This is a genomic window from Endozoicomonas sp. NE40, from assembly GCF_040549045.1.
GTDB classification, from domain to species: Bacteria; Pseudomonadota; Gammaproteobacteria; order Pseudomonadales; family Endozoicomonadaceae; genus Endozoicomonas_A; species Endozoicomonas_A lisbonensis.
Genome location: NZ_JBEWTB010000002.1, coordinates 1,529,605 through 1,545,611, shown reverse-complemented (window position 1 = coordinate 1,545,611; position 16,007 = coordinate 1,529,605). Strand labels below are relative to the sequence as shown.

The following is a 16,007-nucleotide window of genomic DNA, read 5'->3' as shown; positions in this document are numbered from 1 at the left end:
TCAGGTCTTGCCGATTATGTCTGGTGAACAATCACGCCATCAGCTGAATCATCTCAAACAGCTGGAGGCAGAAAGCATTCATATTATTCGTGAAGTGACTGCCGGGTTTGATAACCCGGTGATGCTCTATTCCATTGGCAAGGACTCGGCAGTCATGCTGCACCTTGCCATGAAGGCGTTCTATCCGGGTAAACCTCCCTTTCCTTTAATGCACGTTGATACTCTGTGGAAATTCAAAGAGATGATTGAATTTCGAGATCAGCATGTAAAACAGCTTGGGCTGGAGCTGATTGTTCATACCAATCCGGAAGGTATTAAACAGGGCATTGGCCCGTTCAGCCATGGCAGTGCTAAGCACACTGATGTCATGAAAACCCAGGCATTGAAACAGGCACTGGATCAGTACGGCTTTGATGCCGCTTTTGGCGGAGCCCGCCGTGATGAAGAGAAGTCCAGGGCAAAAGAGCGTGTTTATTCCTTCCGTGATGCAAACCACCGCTGGGACCCGAAAAATCAGCGGCCAGAGCTTTGGAACATCTACAACAGTCAGATAGAGAAAGGTGAAAGCATACGGGTTTTTCCATTGTCTAACTGGACTGAGCTGGATATCTGGCAGTATATCCATCAGGAAAATATCCCGATTGTTCCCCTTTACCTGTCAAAAGAGCGCCCGGTGGTTGAACGGGATGGCAACCTGATTATGGTGGACGATGAACGACTTCCGTTGCATGAAGGTGAAGAGCCACAAATGAAAAAAGTGCGTTTCCGTACTTTAGGCTGCTATCCACTGACCGGTGCAGTGGAATCCGGTGCGGACACGCTGACAGAAGTGATTCAGGAAATGTTGCTGACCAACACCTCGGAACGACAGGGCAGGGTGATTGACCACGACAGCGCAGGCTCCATGGAAAAGAAAAAACAAGAGGGGTATTTCTAAATGTCACACCAGTCTGATTTGATCGCCAGTGATATTGAGGAATATCTGCGTCGGCATGAGCAGAAAGAGATACTGCGGTTCCTCACCTGTGGCAGTGTAGACGACGGAAAAAGCACACTGATTGGCCGGTTGTTGCACGACGCCAGCATGATTTATGAAGACCAGCTGGCTTCGGTGCAGAACGACAGCAAGCGGGTTGGCACTCAGGGAGAAAAGATTGACCTGGCGTTGCTGGTGGATGGCCTGCAGGCAGAGCGTGAGCAGGGAATTACGATTGATGTCGCCTATCGTTACTTCTCAACAGAAAAGCGTAAGTACATCATTGCTGATACGCCCGGGCATGAACAATATACCCGGAATATGGCAACCGGCGCGTCAACCTGCGATCTGGCCATTATTCTGGTGGATGCCCGGCAGGGCGTGCTGACCCAGACCCGTCGGCATACCTATATTGCCAACCTTCTTGGTATTCGCCATCTGGTTGTGGCTGTCAACAAAATGGATCTGGTGGATTACAGTGAGGAACGCTTTACCGATATTCGTAACGAATATCTGGGGTTTGCTGAATCCCTGAATCTGGGCGATGTGCGTTTTGTACCCATCTCGGCACTGGAAGGTGACAATGTGGTTGAACGCGGTATCCGGATGCCCTGGTACAGCGACCAGACACTGATGGAGATACTGGAAACCGTAGAGGTGGCAGACGACCGTAATCTTGATGATTTCCGGCTGCCTGTTCAGTACGTTAACCGTCCCAACCTTAATTTTCGTGGTTATGCCGGTACCATAGCATCGGGCGTTATCAAGGCCGGAGACCGTATAAAGGTTCTGCCCTCGGGTCAGGAAAGCAACGTATCCGGAATTGTGACCTATGACGGTGATCTTTCCGAAGCCTTCGCCGGTCAGGCTGTAACACTGACTCTGGAAGATGAGATTGATATCAGCCGTGGCGATATGATGGTTCACAGTGGTAACAGTGATAGAAACCCTTCTAAGGTTTTAAGTCACTTTAATGCCAGTGTTGTCTGGATGGGGGAGCAGCCCATGCAGCCCGGGCGGCAGTACTGGATCAAGTTTGCCAGCAGCCAGGTAGCAGGCAGTTTTGCGGGTATTCACCACCGGGTTGATGTCAACACGCTGCAGCAACAGAGTGCTGATGAGTTACAGCTCAATGAAATCGCTTCCTGTTCGTTAAACCTGACACAACCGGTGGCTGTGGACGTTTATGCCGCTAATCGTCAGACAGGCGCGTTTATCGTGATCGATCGTCTGACCAATGCGACGGTGGCTGCAGGGATGGTGGAGTCAGCAGGCTCAGCGCAAAGGCAAACGGAGCCGGTTTCGAGACAGGAGCGAACTCATCGTTTAAATCAAACGCCAGCACTGATTCAGGTGAGTAATGCTGACCAGTTACCGTTGCTGGAAAGGCAACTGTTTGATCGGGGCTTTCTGCCAGCTGTTGTAGATCAGCAGCCAGACTGGAAAATCAGGGCTGAAGCTTTGCTGGAGGCAGGACTGGTGGTTCTGGTGAACTCTGCGGATGACTGGACTCCTGTCGCTCAACCCGTTGTGAAAGTCAGTGCGGAAACCCCGCTGGAACAACTTTACAGTAGGTTGGGACGAACGTAACGAATAAGGTTCAGAATGACTGATGGAATTGAAAAGAGGGCGTGACTTTTTTCAGAAGAAGGGACTGAACCAGATTCAGCTCACCACGCCATAAGGGTTGATTTCTGGTGGCATTAAGTTTTTCCGCGAAACCAGAGTGAGTATCGGGTAAATTGTCTGAGTGACATATTGAGTGGTGTTTATGCGCGTCATCGGGGGCAGGATGAAAGCCAAGCTGTAGATAAAACCCTAAAACCCCTATGCGCGGTTCAATCAGATACAGGTGTTGACCTTTATTAATCTGGACTTCAAAGGTTATAAGAAGCATCAATAAAGCTCCCAGATGTTTGCTCCGGTAGAGGGGTTCTATCGATATCATGGCCACCCCGAAGGCACCCTTCGGATATTTCAGAATATTTTTTGCCCAGATGAACTTGTTAAAGAAATCATGGTAGGTACATTCAATGGTGGTCGTCCCCACTATCTTTGAGTTGTTGCTTTCTTCCGAGAGTTCCAGGGTAAGCGCATTTTTACAATGGGACCTGAAACGGTGGCATGTGAAAATTTTTCCAGATGGTATATGTGTGAACCGGGCACCATCAGGCGTCCTGAAATGATTAAAAGGCATTCTGGTCACCCCATCGTCGTTCCCGTGGAGGCGATAACCTACCACGAACAGAGGATCCCCGCCTGCGCGGGGATGACGGCGGTATAGATGTCAAGGCTTGGCAGCAGTAGACTGATAACCACTACTTCAACAGTACAAACAGCATCAGTACCGGACAAATAAATTTCACATACCAGGGCCAGATTTTCCAGAACAGGCTTTGTTCCATGTCCGGGCTACCCTTTTTCAGCTCATTCAGCAACCGATCCCGCCGTAGGACCCAGGTCAGCATAAGTCCAAACAGCAGAGCTAAAAGGGGCTGTCCGTAAACCGTTGTCAGTGTAACCACCAGACCAAAAAGCGCCTCAAAGTTCAGGATGATAATGGCTGACACAACGGATACTGCTCCACCAATCACGATGGACATTCTTGAACGGCAGCTCTTCAGCTGTTCACAGACGGTGTTAACCGGGGGCTTCCAGCATGGAAATAGCGGACGTCAGGGCAGCAATGCTCATCAAAGTGAAGAATGCCATGGCAACAATAGAGCCGGCAGCTCCCATGCTGTTGAACAGGGCGGGGAGAACGGTAAACACCAGTGTATCGGATTCCAGCAATGTGCCATCGGCCGCATAAATAGTAACGCCATTTGCCTGTGCAACCGTCATAGCGGGTATAACCAGCAAACCGGCCAGCAGGGCGACACTGGTATCCAGAGCTGTAACCATGGCGGCGGTTTTCGGAAGGCTCTCTTTTTCAGACAGGTAACTACCATAAACCATGATGGCGCAGACACCCAGTGACAGGGAGAAGAAAGCCTGCCCCATGGCATTAACCAGCAGAGAGGGTTCAAGGATATGGCTGAAATCGGGTTTCAGGTACATGGTCAGGCCCTGTTCGGCTCCCTCCAGGGTCATGATATAGGCGACCAGGCCAATCAACAGAATGAACATCATTGGCATCAGTTTCTTTGACCAGCGTTCAATGCCGTTGCTGACACCTGCCCGTACCACATGAATCGTCAAAGCCATAAAGGCCACCATGGCAATCAGGTTGAGCGAGGTAGAGAAGCTGGTCAGCCAGCTGGCCAGTCCGGTCATTCCTGTCAGTTTTGCCAGAGGTTCCAGCATGAAGGCGAGAAGCCAGCCGGAAATAATGGCGTAGAAACTGATAATCAGGGATAAGGTGATAATACCGGCAACACCCACAATCGCACCGGTCTTTTTCCAGAAAGGTTTATCAGACAGCGATCCCATGGCTGCTACAGGGTTTTTCTGTGCCATACGACCGATCGTCATCTCAGCCACAAGCATCGGGTAGGCCAGTACGACCACCATCAGCAGGTAAACCAGTATAAAGGCTGCTCCGCCATGGTCCGCTACCTGGGTTGGAAATCCCCAGATATTGCCAACTCCTACGGCAGAGCCAGCCGCAGCCATTACAAATCCCAGCCGTGAGGAGAAGACAGAACGGGGCGGTAAACCATCATTCGACGAGGCAATATCATTTTGAACGGGTGCTGAGGGCATATTTTCTCTCTTTATTCAGGTTTTCTGAAATATAGACCTGTAAGAGAGTGGGAGGATGAAGAGGGGAAAAATTGACAGAATAGGTATAAATGCCTGTTTAGCGTATGAAACTCCTCGGTCAATATTGCAGCGTTCTTCTACACTGGGTGACTGGTACTCCTTTTCACTGGTATTGCGATCAGGGAGCCTGCCCGAGAATAGACTACCCTACTGCGGGCACTATCCTCGGTCAGGCTCCCGAGAGCGTTTCGTTCGGGTAGCCGATATCAGTGCAAAGGGGTTCTGTTTACCCTGATTATTGTTGTCTGGAGTTGAAATGAAAGCCGATTTTATCGCAGGGCTGCGTGAACAGCTGGAGGGCCTTAAGCAGGAAGGCCTGTATAAGCACGAACGTGTTATTACTACTCAGCAGCAGGCTGATATCAAGGTAAGCACCGGTGAAGAAGTGATAAACTTCTGTGCCAACAACTACCTCGGGCTGGCAAACGCCCCTGAACTGATCAAAGCTGGCCAGGACGCTCTGGATCAGTACGGTTATGGTATGGCGTCAGTGCGTTTTATCTGCGGCACTCAGCCTGTTCACCTGGAGCTGGAAAAGCGTATTTCTGAATTTCTGGGCATGGAAGAGACCATTCTGTACTCTTCCTGCTTTGATGCAAATGGTGGGCTGTTTGAAACACTGCTGGGGCCAGAAGACGCTGTTATCAGCGACTCCCTGAACCATGCTTCTATCATCGATGGCATTCGTCTGTGTAAAGCTAAGCGCTTCCGCTATGCCAACAACGATATGGCTGATCTGGAAGAACAGCTCAAGGCAGCGGCTGAAGCGGGTGCCCGTTACAAATTGATTGTCACTGACGGCGTATTCTCCATGGACGGTGTGATTGCCAACCTCAAAGGTGTGTGCGACCTGGCTGACAAGTACGGCGCAATGGTCATGATAGACGATTGCCATGCAACAGGTTTTGTTGGTGAAAACGGCCGTGGCACCCATGAACACTGTGGTGTGATGGATCGTGTCGATATTATCACCGGTACTCTGGGCAAAGCTCTGGGTGGTGCCTCCGGTGGTTATACATCTTCCCGTCATCCTGAAATCATTGAATGGCTGCGCAACCGCTCCCGTCCCTATCTGTTCTCAAACACCCTGAGCCCAACCATCGCCAGCGCTTCCATCAAGGTGCTGGATATGCTGGAAGGTGGTGCAGAGTTGCGTGAACGTCTGCGTTTCAACACAAAGTATTTCCGTACAGAAATGGAAAAGCTGGGCTTTAATCTTGCCGGTAATGGCCATGCGATTATTCCGGTTATGCTGGGTGATGCGACGCTGGCGGCTAAATTTGCAGATCGTATGCTGGAAGAAGGTATTTATGTTGTTGGCTTCTCCTTCCCGGTTGTGCCTAAAGGTGCTGCCCGCATTCGTACCCAGATGTCTGCAGCCCACAGTCAGGAACACATGGACAAGGTGATTGCGGCCTTTGCCAAAGTAGGCCGTGAGCTTGGCGTCATTGCCTGAGGAAACCGATAATTATGAAAACACTGGCCAAGCTGAAAGACGAAAAAGGCATCTGGCAGGCAGAGAAGCCAAAGCCGGAACCCGGTTACAACGATGTACTGATCAAAATACGCAAGACGGCCATCTGTGGCACAGACATGCACATCTACCACTGGGATGAATGGTCCCAGAACACTATCCCCATGGGTATGCATGTCGGTCATGAGTTTGTCGGCGAAATCGTGGAAATGGGTGAAGGTGTTCGAGGCTTTGAAATTGGCCAGCGAGTGTCCGGTGAAGGTCACATCACCTGTGGTCACTGCCGCAACTGCCGTGCAGGCCGTCGCCATCTGTGCAATTTCACGGTGGGGGTTGGAGTCAACCGTGACGGTGCTTTTGCTGAATACCTTTGTATTCCTGCTGCCAATGCTTTTCCGATTCCTGATGATATCAGCGATGACCTGGCTTCTATTTTTGACCCGTTTGGTAATGCGGTTCACACCGCACTGTCTTTTGACCTGGTAGGTGAAGATATACTGATTACCGGTGCGGGGCCAATTGGCATTATGGCGGTGGCTATTTGTAAGCATGTCGGCGCTCGCAATGTTGTGATCACTGATGTGAACGACTACCGTCTGGATCTGGCACGCCAAATGGGTGCCACCCGTGCAGTCAATGTTGCTCAGGAAGACCTGAAATCAGTGATGCAGGATCTGGGCATGGTAGAAGGCTTTGACGTAGGTCTGGAGATGTCAGGCAATGGTCGTGCGTTCCAGCAAATGCTTGAATGCATGAACTATGGTGGCAAGGTTTCTCTGCTGGGTATTCCTCCCAGTGATACCAAGATTGACTGGAACCAGGTGATCTTTAAGGGGCTGATCATCAAGGGTATCTACGGTCGTGAAATGTACGAGACCTGGTACAAAATGACCAGCATGCTGCAGTCCGGTCTTGATATCTCTCCAGTCATCACCCATCGTCTGAGCGTGAATGATTTTGAGAAAGGTTTTGAAATCATGGGTTCCGGACAGTCCGGCAAAGTGATTCTTGACTGGAACTGATGTTCCGTTTATCCCCCCTTTGTAAGAGTGTTACAAAGGGGGGATAGTTATTCAGCGAATAAACTGCAGAAACTCTTCCCGGCTGGACAGATTGTCCCGCATCAGGCCCAGCATCACAGAAGACGTCATGGATGAATTCTGTTTCTCCACTCCGCGCATCATCATGCACATGTGCTGAGCTTCTATCACAACGCCAACGCCTTTGGCTCCGGTCGCTTCTATAATCGCGTCGGCAATCTGCTTGGTCATATTTTCCTGAATCTGCAGACGGCGGGCGAACATATCGACAATGCGGGCAAATTTGGACAGACCCAGAACCTTGCCATTGGGAATGTAGCCAATATGGCACTTACCAATGAAAGGCAGCATGTGGTGTTCGCACAGGGAATACAGTTCGATATCCTTGATAACCACCATCTCACTGATGTCGGACTCGAAAACGGCGCCGTTTACAATCTCTTCCAGGCTCTGCTGATAACCTCTGGTCAGATACTGCATAGCCTTTGCAGCACGGGTGGGGGTATCTGCAAGACCGTCCCTGTGGATATCTTCGCCCAGGGATTCAATGATCGCACGGTAATGTGCGCTAAGGGTTTCATGTTCGCTAAGGGCTTTATGTTTGCTCAGGTTGTCAGTCATCTCGTGAGAGTCGCTCAGTGAGTACGCAAAGAGCTGAATTTTAACACAAACTATAAAAGCATGAGTTCTTTTGACTCACGGGTTCTGGTGGTCTGGAGTTGACCAGTGTTCGTGCCAGAGCTGAAGTGGTTGAAGGCGGCTCCTGAGATCGTGGTCTGTTTTCAGGCTTTCAAGTTTATTTCGATGAACTCTCTGCTGTTTTTCCCTGCCCAGTCTCCAGTTTATAAGCCAGGAGACCGTTTGAAAATAGCCGAGCCACGGGTTGATGTCTTTGCGATACATCTGAAAGCTTTTTTTCATGGCCTGGCGTTCCTTCTTATGCATCGCTGTCAGGTCGCCGGTTGCCAGAAGCACCATGAAGCTGCTTTTCATTGTCTCAATTCGTGGCACGATCTTTTCCCAAAAAGAATCACTTTCATTGTCGGGAACACGGGCCAGTACTTCATAAGCCCATAAATAGTAATGAATTAATGGCGAACGGGCCCGATGTACAGTTAAAAGTGCATTTAGTCTGAAGATGTAGTCGTCTTCTGATTTTAAAAAGGGCAGGTTGTAAATGTAATCATCAAAATAAGTGGCGAGTCTTGACATCGGCGATAAAAGTTCCAACACTTTTTCATCGTAGTCAATCCGGCTTATTTTGATCGCTAATATGTTTGTCAGCAAACGATCAGCGTCGCTGGAATCCACATTGTCTGTATCCAGTGCAGCGGAATGTTTAAGCATAAAAGCCCTGATCAGGCGTAAATATTTTTTAATGCTGACCGGTTTTTCGCTGGTGTATATCAGCTGGCGCAACATCCTGTCATAGGCTTCCAGTCTTTTCTCAATGGACGGTTCTTGTCTCAGTTTATCCAGGGGGTTCAGAAGGATCGCCTCAAAACTGTCGGGATGGTTCTTTCCTGAAAACAGAACTTCTTCAACTTCAGTGCCTTCGGTACTGAAGGAAAAGTGAATGTTGTGGATTTCAGGGGCAATCAAGAGCCATTTGACAGTCTTCGCAGGCCATCCGGCCTGGGGTGTCTTTAGAAGGCTAAACGATTTATGGGTAAAAATTCTGATTAAAATATCAGCGGCAGGACGAACGCTTAGTAATGCGCTTTCCATCACTGCAGGCAGAATATCCACCAGAACATTACCCGCTTCGATAAAGATCTGTTCGCCTTCTTTTCTGGTAGAAGCTTGTTGGATAGTAAGATTATGCAAAGAAATTCGACGGTTTTTGATTTTGAGCCATTGTTCTTTATTGTACTGGTAGTGGTTATTCAGCCTCATTAATACCAGTGCGTCCAGATAACCAGAGTAGGGGAAACCGGCTTCACGCGCTTTCACGAAATGGGCATGAGCCTGAGCCAGCGACGCTTTTGTACTGACGGTAAATACAACCGAGTGCTCTGACTGTATTTCCGGCTTCAGAAGGTTCAGCCCGGCCAGACAGTTAAGCCAGCCTGACATCAATAAAGACTCAGGATCGAACTTGCCTTCGTACAGGCTCAAAAAGACGACTAATTGCTGATAACCTGTTTCCCCTGCATGCTCTATGGCATTAATCAGGTAAACGTCTTGCCCTTTTGCAAAACCCTTCAGTCTATCGATATTGAGTGCAGCAGGCATATGGTCGTTGGGTGCAGTGGTTGGAAGCTCGGTTTTACGGCTCTGGTCGGGTCGCTTGTTCCACATTTTGTGTTCCATTTTTATCTGAAACAACTCCAGCTCGTTTCCGGGTGTTACAAATGATCGCAAGAGCTGCATAATTTGGATTGTATTTCCACCGGCTTGCTGCGTCAGGTACAGATGAGCCAGTACGGTCAGGTATTGCAGCGTCATTTCATTGCTACGGTGTAACTCTGGTAACAGTTGCCTTGCTTTTTCTATTAGCGGCAGTTTGCTGCCAAATACTCCGGCAATTACACGGTCTTTATCAGAAAAATCCATTGTCTTGAAATAGGTAAGAGGTGGCACAGATGCAGAAACTCCGGTGAGATAGAGGGCCAGCTCAGTTACATCTGTCATCAGTTCGCCTTCTGCTGGCGTACGATCCCTTAGCGTCTTTGCCTCTTTCTTCAACACTTCGGCTTCAGGGGCGTTTGCTTCGGATTCTGACATCACATATTGAAACACCTTTATCTCCGGCGAAAAATTCAGATTCTCGGATTTCAGCACCTCCTTTCGACCTGTAGCAAGGGAAAGCATTATTCTCATGCTGCCTTCCGCTTTTAGCGACCAGAAATAAGCCTGTTCAAGGGGAGTGTCTGCCAGGTGCGGCGAATCGGCAAACCCTTTGCCAATGCGGTTGATAATGTGGTCAAGTGCGCCATCAGTGCCTTTATCCGGTAGTTGCTCGAGAAACTCCCTGAGCAGGAGAGAGGCTGCGGTGTCCTTATCCATATCAGTAGATTCGCTGTTGCCTGCATCAGAGTCGGGCTCGGTATCAATAGATATCTTCAGTTGAAAACGATCCGGAAGCTGCACCAGCCACTTCAAAGCCAGTCCGGCCAGGGTCGAATTACCTACTCTGGTCTGCATTAACAGCTCGACCCCCTGTGATACTCCTGCCATGACTGACAGAAAACCAGCCAGGGATATTCCTTTGTGATCGCCTGTCATACGATAAGCAAAAAGAAACCTCAGTAGTGGCGCATAAGGAAAGTTGTAACGATTGGCATTCTCCAGGATTTGCATGATTTCTTTGATATTGGAATGAGCGAGCGGGCTTATGGTCAGTTTGATGATCTTGTAGTCATCGGACATTCTGGCATCCAGCAAGCACAAAGCTGCCATGAAATAGTAATAACCGGTCAGGAAAACATCTGTTTTTTTTCTCGACTCTTGCACCCGCTTCGAGTAGAACTCTGCCAGATCTTCATACTGTTTGTACGACAGAGGGTTATTCTGTAGGGATTTAATAGCCTGCATAAGGCTGATATCCAGATGATTGATCAGATTTAAAAACTGTTGGTCTTCATTTGTTGGTGGTGTCAGAGGTTTGCTGTCTGTTTTTCGTTTGGTTTTTGGGACTGTTTTTTCTGTGACTTTTGTCCTGTCCGAAATTTCTATGTTATCGAGTTTTTTGATTACTTTTTCCAGATCTATCGATTTCTCTTTCAGTTCTCTCGTTACTTTGTAGCACTCTTCCTTCAGCTCTGTCAGCTGTTCCACCGTTTCTGATGATGTGGCCGGAACCTGAGAACGGGCTCTTGAGAGCAGAAAAGATCGTGCCAGAGTCCAGTCCCGGATCAGGCCGGGCCTGGCTTTTTCGACAGGGTTGGCGCTGATCTCGTTGAAAAGTGCCATGAATCTACCCTTAACTTCATCCTCGTCGTCGTTTTGTGATAATGCGTGATAGCGTTCCCACAATCCTGTGAGCTCAAACAGAATGGCATTACCCTGATGGCCTTTAAGCAGAACTCCGGTAGAAGCCACGCCTTTTAACGCTGTCAGGTCACTCATTGCCAGAACCCCTGGCGCATTCAGCAAAAGGCGGGAATAAGTGTTCATTTTCTTTAAGGTGCTACCCAATCCCAGAACTCTAATACTGTAGCGCCATAGCTCTGTATGGAGTTGTTTTGGCGCAGGTTGCGGATTTTTTTCCCCAACTAAAAGTTTGAGTGAACGGATGGATTGAAACAGCTCCGGGGACGCTGGCCTGATTTCCTTCAGGGCTCTGACTCTCTGGTCGTCAGGCTCTCTTAATGCTTTGAGAATGGCGTATATCTCCCTGCCCCTGCCGGAAAGGTCTGATGCTTTATCAAGCCCCTGTTCAATCAGCATAAGGTTTATCACGTCGTTGTTCTTAACCAGCTGTTCCAGAAATCCGTCATTCAGTAGCCCCTCAATGGTTATGTGGGTAGAGCTTGACTCTCTTGCAGCCCAGCTGCGTAACAGTCGGTTAGCCGATTCTAGCTGCGGCCAGCCTGCCGGGTGGTGATGGTCGAGTTGCAACCCGAGTAGCAACTGATAGGCGAGAGGAATGCCGGCAAGTGCCGCAGGTAACAGAAGATCGAAGACATTTTCATAAAGCTTCAGTGTGCTTTTCGGGTCTTTTTCAGAGCGTTTCTGGTTTAAGGCCAGCAATGCCTGAATCAGTTTCGCATAGGGAAAATGGTCTTCCAGAGCTGCTTTTTTTAATGCTTCGCGTTGCTTTTCATTCAGCTGCGTTGGCAGGTTAATCGTGACCTCAGGGCGGATACCGGTTATATCAACACTGACTCCTGAACAGGCCAGTATTTGAACGGTTGTTGTAAGCCCTGTTTGCAGGCGCATTGTTGATACGTCTGGCTCTGCCGAAAGAGAGGGTTTCTCAGTAGGTTCGCATGATGGTGGCTGTGTCGCCAGAATCAGTGCATCCAGAAACTGTTGCTCCATACTTTCCAGCCAGAGGGACAGTTCTTCAGACTGCTGTTCGGCGGTTTCTGCATCTGTGGTTGCCGGAGTTGATTGCTGTGCAGTGTTTTTTTTCTTTCTTTTTTTCTTTTTCACGCTTTTGTCGGGTTCAGTGGAGGGAAGGGCTTCAGCGGTTTCTGCCCGGATAGTTTGAGATTGAATAGTCTGGGACTGGACAGGAGCCGGTAAACTTTCTTCGCTTGTGGTCTGGACTTCTGCGTCTTTTGTTGAGAATTCGACCCTGACAGACTTTGTGATATCGGTGGTAGAAAGACCGGCAGAGTCCTGCTCACTAATGTCTGGTTCGGCTCCGGAATCAGAGTCTTCCGGTTTGTTATCCGCCTTGTTCATTTCGTCAACAGCCATTGCGACCGGGGAATTTTCGCTTTCCTCAGGCAAAGCCACCTCATCATCAGACAATGGTTTAGTATATGGATGCAGAAATTCCGGTAAGTTACTAAAAGCCAAAGCCTCTCTGGACAGAGTGTTACGAATAATGGTTTTGACCTGTTCGTCAGTGTCATAGGCCAGCAGTATTTTCAATGCTTTATGGGTACTTTTTTCCCTGCGTTCTTTATCACTCCCTGTATAGCTTTGGAGAAGTTGTAAGTCCTGCAGTAATCTTTCCACCGTTGCAGGAAGGGTAGGCATAAGAAGCTTGGAGCCTGGTTGGAAAGGTTCTACACGGTTGAAATCGAAGTGACCTTTAGTGGCAGAAGAGATGTCCATGGAAAAGATGCGCCACTCTTCTTTCATGCTGAAGTCTTTGTCCTGAGGAAGGTAGATAGTGATTTTTTCGGTTGTTACTGCTTCTTGATGATCGTTTATCGTTTTAAGGCCGAGGTTGGTAGATATAACCAGAGTGCCGGGCAAATCACTCCTGAGCTCTTGCTCCAGAAGTGCTGAGAACTCTTCAGGTGATTCTGAGCCTTCAATGGCCAGGTCAATATCATTTGTGAGGGGAACCTTGTTAAAGTCGCCTGGTATTATTCTTGATAAAATATGTTTTTGTACGGCAGCTCCCCCATAAACAAGGGCTTTTTGGTTTTTCAATATCCTGTTAGCTGTTTCATGAGTTTTTTTAACAACAGGTGCGAGCACGAGCAGTGCAGGAATGACATAGGCAAAAAGTCTTTCTTCTACTAACAGGGCACCCGTTGAGTAATTGGTTAAATAACGGCTTAATGTTTCTATTTGCGCGCTGATGTCTGATGCCTGTAACTCAGGAAAAAGTATTGGAACATATCTTTGTGCAGAATCTTTCCAGAAGAGAATAACAGCCCCAACCGTATTTTTGCTGATAAAGAATGCTGCTCCGTTTGCCCCTTCCGTTTCATCGAATGGATAGCAGACCAGCCCCAGTTCGCTGTAAAACTTGAACAGATTTTGCCAGTGTTCCCCTTTCATAAAGTCTGAAGGGGCTGTGAGTGCCTGTTGCAGGACGTCACTGGCTGAAGCTGTGGAATGGCACCCAAGGCTTTTGCGGCAAAGCAAAACGTGTTGTCGCCATTCTGGAAAGAGTTGCCAGAATGCATTCTTTTGCCGGTTTGATTCCGGCCATATTGTTTCTTCCTGATCCCGTTGAGTGCTGACCATAAAGCCAGGAAACCACGGAAAATCTCTGCTTCCAGAAGTGAAATAAGACAGGCTCACTGCCTTGTCGTCATTCAGAAAAATAATATTCTGGGCTTCTATCCAGTTCAGAGGCTGTGGATTCAGTACTTTCTGTGGGTCACTCGCATAACACTGATACCTTTCTAAGCCAATCGGAACGATAACCTGTAAAGAGGAGTCAAGCGCGGCAGCTGCCTGCATCATATGCAAGGGGTTTTGTGGATTAAAAGTTTCTGTCGACTGGATGCCCGGTACGCTTTGAACAAAGTCTGACATTGGCTCAAAGGTTACGGGTTCCAGGTTATATTCCCTGTAGAGGTACACCAGATAATCCCAGAGTGTTGGCGACAGGGGGTTAGCCTGTAGTTTTGGCCAACCGGTTGCTGGTGGTGGTCTCTTGTCCTCGTCGTCTTTTCCCTGTTTTTTTCGACGGTAGCTCTGTCTCTTTATGTTGTCACCGGCCTTTTTGCTCTGAACCGTGGCTACAGGCAATTGTCCAGGCAGATTGCCCTGATTATTGGTGCGAGTACCTGATGCTGTGTGGATAGGGACAGGAAATATTGATGACAAGAGATGAGGGTTTGCCGGCTGAAAATTCGGGTTGTGGGGCGATGGTTTTATATCGATTGCCAGACTGTCAGAAGGGGGCGGAGCCTGATCGGAAAAGTAGGCATTAACAGGGTGATCCGGAAGCTCTCTTTCCAGATAACTTTTTATAGTGCTATGGAGTTCAGGCCGCTGTTTGGCGAACTCGTAAAGTGACTGGGGATCACGCAGTATTTGTTCCCGCACCCTGTCGCCCAGGCTTTTTGATAGTGGTACAGGACTGAACCCCTGCAGGGCTCCATACCATTGATAGAGATTAAATGGCGTGTTGGGTAATGTATTCAGAATCAGGGTGGCAAGGTTGAGGTACTGGCTTTCCACCAGGGTACCAATGCCTGGCTTGTCCCAGCCAAAATAACGGTCCTGAACATTATAGGGCTCATCGCTGAACTGCATGATCAGCACCGGGTCTCCTGCTCCCCAGAGATGGTATTTACGATGCCTGTCATTGCGGGCAATGAACAGGGAAGATTTTGACCAGGTGGGCCAGGCATCTTTTCCCGGGGAGGCAGCCTCCAGTGACCAAAGGTTAAAGTAATGTCCGGTTATCAAGGGTGGGCCGGGCTTTACCTGAGGCTCGGGGATGCCTGTTTGATAAAGCCACTCGCGATCCGACAGGCGATAAAGCCAGCGGTTATCAGAACAGGCGCGCGCTTTTTCCTCACCAGACAGCGAAAGGCATTGAATGGCCTGAATGACCAGTTTCAGCCAGGCGCTGTCCAGACAGGTTTGTCCGTGTGGGCTGATGGCTTCTTTTTTTGCCAGTTCAGGCAGCAACCAGGGCTGTTTATGGTTCAATGGGAGGTCAATAAAGATGCTCTGGCATTTCGTACCCGAATTATCTGAAAACGGGGTATTCTGGCAGAGAATCGTTTGCAGGCGATTGTGCTGCCGGTCTTGCCAGGGACGCAAATAAAGAGTACTGGTATTTGTGTCATTAAGCAGCTTCCACAATGACAGCCAGGTAGACAGTGACTCCCCATCGACCGCTTCTGGCTCAGAGGCTGATGATATGGGGGAGGCTGTAATCTGCCATACGGGTTGATGATCAATGCAGCTGGTCTGTACAGAGAATCGGCCACTTAGCAGAGGGTGATCCATAATCACCGGATGCGGATTGCAGTCAGGAGCGTTTCCAAAAGCCGGGGATAACGAAGGAAATCCACGGCTGAAAGAAGGGTAGGGAACGGTTGAGGGAGGAAGCAGCCTTGATATCAGGAACCAGTGCAGATTGCTCCACCATTGACACCTGAGAAAACGGTATAGTTTTTCAGGTGTGCCAATACCGTGCAATACATGGTAATGGTTGCCCAGTTTTACGTGGAAATTGTTTGTTTTAAATCCGGCGTAGATATTTAAAAAGCGAATCTCTGATTCATTTTGCTCTGATCCATTTTGAGAGACAGAGGCATGGCTTATTGATACCCCTGCTCCCCAAATGAGAAACAGGGTGATAAGAAAAAAAAGCAATACCCCTTTGCAACGAACTGGCATAAAGTCGTCAAATACCATGTTATTAAGTCAGGTT

Annotated in this window: 9 protein-coding genes; 4 read left to right on the top strand and 5 right to left on the bottom strand. The window is 48.8% G+C overall.

The annotated features are described in order from the left end of the window. Positions 1 to 16: 16 nt before the first annotated feature. Together cysD and cysN are read left to right on the top strand one after the other, a co-directional pair. Positions 17 to 937 carry a sulfate adenylyltransferase subunit CysD gene (gene cysD, locus V5J35_RS07875; protein WP_354010722.1) on the top strand — a complete coding sequence of 307 codons (921 nt, stop codon included), beginning with the start codon at positions 17 to 19 and terminating at the stop codon, positions 935 to 937. Continuing rightward, positions 938 to 2,566, top strand: coding sequence for a sulfate adenylyltransferase subunit CysN (gene cysN, locus V5J35_RS07870; RefSeq protein ID WP_354010721.1), 1,629 nt, complete (start codon positions 938 to 940; stop codon positions 2,564 to 2,566). It abuts the gene before it with no gap. Between the two features lie 10 nt (positions 2,567 to 2,576). On the opposite strand, the gene V5J35_RS07865 is transcribed toward cysN, so the two are convergent. From V5J35_RS07865 to V5J35_RS07855, 3 genes are all read right to left on the bottom strand, one after another. Then, positions 2,577 to 3,026, bottom strand: coding sequence for a hypothetical protein (locus V5J35_RS07865; RefSeq protein WP_354010720.1), 450 nt, complete (start codon positions 3,024 to 3,026; stop codon positions 2,577 to 2,579). Positions 3,027 to 3,294: 268 nt separating this feature from the next. Beyond that, positions 3,295 to 3,579, bottom strand: a complete 285-nt coding sequence (locus V5J35_RS07860) for an SLC5/6 family protein (protein WP_354016311.1) — start codon at positions 3,577 to 3,579, stop codon at positions 3,295 to 3,297. Between the two features lie 37 nt (positions 3,580 to 3,616). Beyond that, a complete protein-coding gene (locus V5J35_RS07855; protein ID WP_354016310.1) occupies positions 3,617 to 4,681 on the bottom strand; it encodes a sodium-dependent transporter in 1,065 nt (354 codons plus the stop codon). Positions 4,682 to 4,997: 316 nt separating this feature from the next. Between V5J35_RS07855 and V5J35_RS07850 the strand changes: the two genes are divergently transcribed. Both V5J35_RS07850 and tdh read left to right on the top strand, forming a co-directional pair. Then, positions 4,998 to 6,197 carry a glycine C-acetyltransferase gene (locus tag V5J35_RS07850; RefSeq protein WP_354010718.1) on the top strand — a complete coding sequence of 400 codons (1,200 nt, stop codon included), beginning with the start codon at positions 4,998 to 5,000 and terminating at the stop codon, positions 6,195 to 6,197. 14 nt (positions 6,198 to 6,211) lie between these two features. Then, positions 6,212 to 7,237: an L-threonine 3-dehydrogenase gene (tdh, locus tag V5J35_RS07845; protein ID WP_354016309.1), complete on the top strand. Its 1,026-nt coding sequence runs from the start codon at positions 6,212 to 6,214 to the stop codon at positions 7,235 to 7,237. A gap of 51 nt (positions 7,238 to 7,288) precedes the next feature. Here the strand turns inward: tdh and folE are convergent, their stop codons facing one another. Then, complete coding sequence (folE, locus tag V5J35_RS07840; protein ID WP_354010716.1) at positions 7,289 to 7,876, bottom strand: GTP cyclohydrolase I FolE; 588 nt, start codon at positions 7,874 to 7,876, stop codon at positions 7,289 to 7,291. A gap of 75 nt (positions 7,877 to 7,951) precedes the next feature. Continuing rightward, on the bottom strand, positions 7,952 to 15,580 hold the full coding sequence (locus tag V5J35_RS07835) for a hypothetical protein (RefSeq protein ID WP_354010715.1): 7,629 nt from the start codon (positions 15,578 to 15,580) through the stop codon (positions 7,952 to 7,954). Positions 15,581 to 16,007: the final 427 nt, after the last annotated feature.